Consider the following 5,464-nt stretch of genomic DNA (forward strand, 5'->3'; position numbering starts at 1 on the left):
ATGGGGGCGTAGACGGGCTGGTCACCATGGAGGATCTCCTCGAAGAGATCGTCGGAGAGATCCACGATGAGTACGAGACTGCCGAGAAGCCCGTCGAACGGCTGCGGGACGGCTCGCTCATCATCGACGCCTCACTGAACATCAAGGACCTGCGAGATGAGCACGGGTTGCCATTTCCTGAATCGCCGGCCTACGAGACCCTCGCGGGCTTTATGCTGACTCAGCTTCAGCGGATGCCCAAGGGCGGCGATATCATCACCTACCAGGGCAAGAAGCTGACGATCGTTGATATGGAAGGCCGACGGATCGCCCGAATCAAGGTCGAAGAGCTGCCGGCAACGCATTGAGCAGAAGGCGCAGAATGAATCAGCTCTCCCTCATAGGCTTCCTGATCCTCGCAGTGGTCATCGCAACCTTTTCCGTTCAGAACTCCGGCGAGGCGGTCGTAAAATTCATCTGGTGGCAGTTTCAGAGCTCATTGGTGGTCGTGATTCTCATTTCAACTGCCCTTGGAGCGATTATGGCGATCTTCTTGAGCCTTCCCGGAACCTTCCGGCTGCGAATGCGAATGCGGGACCAGTCACAGCGAATCACTGAGCTCGAGCAGCGGCTCCAGGAGTGTGAAACACAACGTACTAAGGACATGCCCGGAACTCGGTGATGATTGGAAATCTCTGCTCCCAAGAATAAATGTTGGGATGCGTCGGCGAGCGTAGCGAAGCAATCCAACCGTTCTTCGCCCGAAGGCCTCCAAGGTCATGAGAACAGGACGATGAGATTGCCGCGCACCCTTCGGGTGCTCGCAATGACAGACACATGAATGGGTGGCGATCAATCTCTATTCTTGGATCTGCCGAACAATATAGAAAATAGGAGGTGATTTGGTATATAATATGGTTTGTTGTGTCACTCGAAGTTGGAACTCTTAGTTACAACCGAAGGAGGAAGTGAATGAGGAAATGCCTGATCTCGTTATGCTGCGCGATGCTTCTGTTTGTTGCCTGGACGTCTCAGGCGCGCGCCCACGGTGGTGAGGGGATGGGCGGCGGCATGGACAAAATGGACGCGTGTGTCCAAAAGAAGGGTCACTACACGGTGCACTTTGCGGCCTATCAGCAACAATACGGCGAATCAGCGATCGGCATGCTGCAGGAAGTAGGATCCCAAAAACTCAAGCAGGAATTCCAGTCGTATTGTGAAGGGGTTCCGAAGACGGGTAAGATGGCGATCACCTTTGACCTGCTGAATGAGGAGATGCGGGGACTACCCATCTCCATCCAGATTGTGGAAGCCGGCGAAGAGCAAGGCAAGAGCCACGGAGAAGGCCATGAGGAGGGCCACGGGGCGCATACCCATACGATCGCCTCCTTGCCACCGACGGTGTACCGTGATGGGTCGATCAGACTGACGGTCGATATTTCCACACCCGGTCATTATAAGGCCATTATGAAGTTTGAAGCTGTTGGGCCTGGGATCGCCCATAAGCCCCATGCCGCCTCTGAGCCAGGAGAGTTGGACCTGGTCAAGCACAGCCACGGTCCCGGTGACCCGACACCAGCAGAAATCCAAGCCGTTGATCCTACGTTCAGTATTCCCTTTACGGTCGGCCTCCAAAAACAGGCGGCCGGCTCATCGTTTATGTCTAGCGGGGGACTCCAAGTGATCGGCATAGTGGTCGGCCTGTCGGTCCTTGTTGGCGGCCTCATCTTCTTCAGGAACAACGGTAAGCAGAAAAAAGAGGCCTAAAGGGGGTAGCCGGCGGCACCCCGGCTACCCAGATAGTGAGCAAGGTTCTCGGCGGCACGCCTGGTTTCATGATCAGCTTGACGAAGTGCTGTGACGAGAATCATCTACATCTGTTTGCGCCAATCAACATACTCCAGCCTCCCTGTCTCCGGTTACGTTCCTTTTCTGTTGTCAGGACGATCCACGCCGATTCATGCTCAGAAAAGGTGTCCACATGCGACACGTGAGACTGTTCCGCGGGCAGATCTTGAATCCGGTAGCAGAAGATCGGTATACATTTCATGTAGACGGAGGAATAGTCGTAGACACGAGCGGCGCAATTCTCAAAGTCGGGGCGTACCATGAGATACATCAGCAGTACCCCAGCGTCGCCATCGTTGACTGCTCAGATCGGCTGATCTTACCCGGTTTTATCGATACTCACACTCACCTGCCTCAGTATGCGGCAGTTGCACAGTATGGCAAAGAGCTGTTGGAGTGGCTCAAGAAAGACATCTATCCGGCAGAGCGGGAGTTCACTCCAGAGGCTGCCAACACGCTGTGTCCCGTTTTCTTCCGCTCGCTTCTCTCCCATGGCGTAACGACCGCTGCCATATATTGCTCGGTTCGGAAAGACAGCACCCACGTGGCCTTTGAGTGGGCGGAAAAAACAGGGATCAGGGCCATCATCGGGAAGGTCATGATGGACCAGAATGCTCCAGATTTCCTCCTGGAGAAAACATCAGAATCTCTTCAGGCAAGCGAGGAGGTGTGCCGGACGTGGCACGGGGCCGCCAATGGCAGGTTGCTCTATGCCTTTACCCCGAGATTTGCTCCGACATGCAGCAGGGCTCTGATGAAGGCTGTGGGTGAGCTGGCCAGTCAGTATGGTGCGTACGTTCAAACCCACTTAGCTGAAAATCCTACTGAGCTGCAATGGGTCAGGGAATTGTTCCCGGAGACGCGAAGCTACACCGATGTCTACTTCAGGGCCGGCCTCTTAGGTCCGAAGACCATCCTGGCCCACGCAATCTATGTCAGCCCAGAGGAGCGGCGCCTGCTGGCGGATACAGGAACCTGTTTGTCCCACTGTCCCACCTCAAACCTCTTCCTCAAGAGCGGACTTATGCCGCTGCGCGAACTGCTGGACATGGACCTGCGTATCGGTTTAGGGTCGGATGTGGGTGGTGGGCCGACTCTCTCGCCGTTTGAAGTCATGCGCTCGGCGATGTATGTACACACCGCCCGCCGTTTTCTCCCCGATTTCGGCGGTGGAGACATCTCCCCAGCCACCGCCTTTTATATGGCGACACTGGGAGGCGCAAAGGCGTTGGGACTGGACGACACAATCGGCAGCCTTGGGCGCGGCAAAGAGGCTGACTTTATCGTTGTGAATCCACAGAGACTCAGCCCCCTACCGGCAGACAAAGGGCCGGACATCTCCCCTGAGGCGCTGCTCTCCCGCATGATCTTTCGGGGAGATGACCGCATCGTCGAGCAGACCTACATTCGGGGAGTCCTCTGCTACGATCGTAGTTCGCACGGTAACAACGCGAGCAAAAGCTGAGGGTAAGGTTACGCAAGTCTGCCGTAGTAAAACTTGGAGGAAGTCCGATGCTACCGGACCACATTTTCCTTGGTACGTTGCGGGATGGGCGCTTGCGGGTACAGTCGCCTATTACTGTCAAGATCACAAAGGAGAACCAACACGTTATCGCTGAAGCCACTGAACTTGACGAGTTTGGCTTCGGAGTTAATCTATCTGAAGCGCTACGCGATCTCCAGAGAGCCATTGTCGAACTGTACCTTACCCTCGAAGAAGGGAAAGACCGCCTCAGCCCAGATTTACAGAGAGTCTGGGCTACGCTTCAGCTACAACTTTCGCACCAGTCGTACCAGGGATGACTATATTGAAATCCTGAGAAGCAAAGGTCGGATCTCTTTTTGAATTTTCGCCTCCGCTCTTCATATCTATCCACAACCATCCAATCACACTGTTCATCAAAGCTGTTCCCTGACACGCTGTCCCAACTCGATTGCAAGCTGGATCCTCTCACGGTGGGCAATTGATCGACAAACGGCAAGATGTACCCGGGTGGGGACGAGCCAACCTCCAGCCCTGCTCGCGCAAGACAATAAAGGCCGCATCGGTGTTCTATACTGCTCGCGGAGTTGGGCCGCGCAAACCGTCCCCGGTCCGCATGGGACCGTCCGGCCAGATGCCCTAACCTTTCCCATGGAGTCCGACAACAAAGAGCGGTCCCTTGCTGGGAAACGTCGGCGTGCTCACTCTCATTGGCTAGCTAGAAAGTTGCTCGACGAGAAGGGCAAAGAATACGCGGGGCGTAATCACTTGTACGTTTCTGCACCGTAGAGGGAAGTGTCGACTATTCCCGGTAACAAGAAAGGAAGCGTTTGCAGCTATGGCACATTCGAGGAATTTATTATCGGCGGGGTCCTTGGTGAGAGAGAGCTGCACAGTGGGCTTGACCTTCATGGAGGTCGCTTCGAGATCGGTAAGTAGGCTGGCGACGATTTCCTGCGGAAACTGGAACTTGCCTCTCGTGAGCACCTCTCCATATTCTTCGAGGATAGGATCGGAGAGGCACAGCCTAAAGATCAGCGCGGTCGCGGCAGAGACAATTGCGGCAGGAAGACCATCCGGGTTGAGCACCGCCGCAACAACAACGTTCGTATCGAGGACCGCCCGGGGTTCAGACGCCACGCTGCCTGACCTTTCTGATGCGGCGGATTTCCCGATCGATCGCAGACATCGGGAATTTGTCGAGACCTCGTTTCTTTGCTTCTGCTTGGAGCCGCGCAAGGCTCTGTGGCTCTTTCACTACATTCCGGAAGTAGTCCTCCACCGAGAGGATCACCACCTGCGGCTCGCCTCGGCGGTCTACGATGAACCGCTCTTGCCTGTCCCGTGCGCGTTGCATGATCGCCCCAAGCTGGGTTCTCGCAGTAAGGGCCGAGACGACCCTGGTCGCACGCTTTGTCACGCTGGTGCCTATGGATTCCACCTCCTTTCAACTAAAGAACTGATTAATTAGTTCAATCAGATGATAGACGAGACAGGAACGTGCGTCAAGCCTGGAAATGGCTGGAAGAGGCGCTTTGCAAGAGGTCTCGGAACTGGAAATAACCCCGGCTACCCAGGTAGTGAATCAGGTTCTCAGCAGCGATCCTCGTTTCAAGATCAGCCTCACGAAGCGCCGTTACGAGGATCGTCCGTATGTGTACGCGCCAACCATGAATGCGCCAGCCTTCCTTGTCTCCTTTGACTAGGGCTTCAAGACATCGAACGGCCTCTCGTGGCATGTTCTGCGAGAGTCTGGCAAGCCGCTCTACAACTGTCTCTTCGTGCTCCACCTTGCCTGCGATCTTGAGAGCCTCATCGAGTTGCTTGATTGCCCAAGCAGGCTCGAACTTTTCCGAAACAAACCACCAACCAAAGACAGACATCTCAGCGATATAATTGTCAGGTGTTGCCGCCTCTTTCGCGGCAGTAAGGCGGCCTTCCCACAGTGCCTTCAGACGTTGCAGTGATTGAGAGGGCACCGTGTCTTTCCATTGGTAAAGGCTTCTTCCTATAAACCGGAATATTGCAGTTGAACTCATATCTTAGCCTCTGTCACCGGAACTGCATTGCAGTTGGCGTCCTTCGGGAGCAGGCGCGAGAGATGTGCGAGGAAGGTCGCCTGCCACGGTCTGGCGCGCGAGAGCCGGAGCATCG

General features: G+C 55.3%; 8 protein-coding genes. 5 read left to right on the forward strand and 3 right to left on the reverse strand.

All coding sequences use genetic code 11. From position 1 onward, the window contains the following. From KGL31_04935 to KGL31_04955, 5 genes are all read left to right on the forward strand, one after another. On the forward strand, positions 1–347 hold a 347-nt coding region (locus KGL31_04935; GenBank protein ID MDE2321248.1), incomplete at its 5' end, for an HlyC/CorC family transporter. A 14-nt stretch (positions 348–361) separates the two neighbouring features. Further along, positions 362–661 (forward strand): LapA family protein, encoded by a 300-nt coding sequence (locus tag KGL31_04940; GenBank protein MDE2321249.1) that lies wholly within the window; start codon positions 362–364, stop codon positions 659–661. Positions 662–951: 290 nt separating this feature from the next. After that, positions 952–1,746: a hypothetical protein gene (locus KGL31_04945; GenBank protein ID MDE2321250.1), complete on the forward strand. Its 795-nt coding sequence runs from the start codon at positions 952–954 to the stop codon at positions 1,744–1,746. Positions 1,747–1,960: 214 nt separating this feature from the next. Further along, positions 1,961–3,292, forward strand: a complete 1,332-nt coding sequence (guaD, locus tag KGL31_04950) for a guanine deaminase (GenBank protein ID MDE2321251.1) — start codon at positions 1,961–1,963, stop codon at positions 3,290–3,292. Positions 3,293–3,339: 47 nt separating this feature from the next. Then, the gene (locus KGL31_04955; protein MDE2321252.1) at positions 3,340–3,630 is read left to right on the forward strand and encodes a hypothetical protein; all 291 of its coding nucleotides are present in this window, start codon (positions 3,340–3,342) and stop codon (positions 3,628–3,630) included. A 394-nt stretch (positions 3,631–4,024) separates the two neighbouring features. Here the strand turns inward: KGL31_04955 and KGL31_04960 are convergent, their stop codons facing one another. From KGL31_04960 to KGL31_04970, 3 genes are all read right to left on the reverse strand, one after another. Next, positions 4,025–4,450 carry a putative toxin-antitoxin system toxin component, PIN family gene (locus KGL31_04960; protein ID MDE2321253.1) on the reverse strand — a complete coding sequence of 142 codons (426 nt, stop codon included), beginning with the start codon at positions 4,448–4,450 and terminating at the stop codon, positions 4,025–4,027. Then, positions 4,440–4,730 carry a type II toxin-antitoxin system Phd/YefM family antitoxin gene (locus KGL31_04965; GenBank protein ID MDE2321254.1) on the reverse strand — a complete coding sequence of 97 codons (291 nt, stop codon included), beginning with the start codon at positions 4,728–4,730 and terminating at the stop codon, positions 4,440–4,442. Before KGL31_04965 ends, KGL31_04960 begins: the two co-directional genes overlap by 11 nt. Positions 4,731–4,815: 85 nt before the next feature. Beyond that, positions 4,816–5,289 carry a hypothetical protein gene (locus KGL31_04970; protein ID MDE2321255.1) on the reverse strand — a complete coding sequence of 158 codons (474 nt, stop codon included), beginning with the start codon at positions 5,287–5,289 and terminating at the stop codon, positions 4,816–4,818. Between the last annotated feature and the right edge of the window lie 175 nt (positions 5,290–5,464).

It is taken from the genome of Candidatus Methylomirabilota bacterium (assembly GCA_028870115.1).
Lineage (GTDB): Bacteria > Methylomirabilota > Methylomirabilia > Methylomirabilales > Methylomirabilaceae > Methylomirabilis.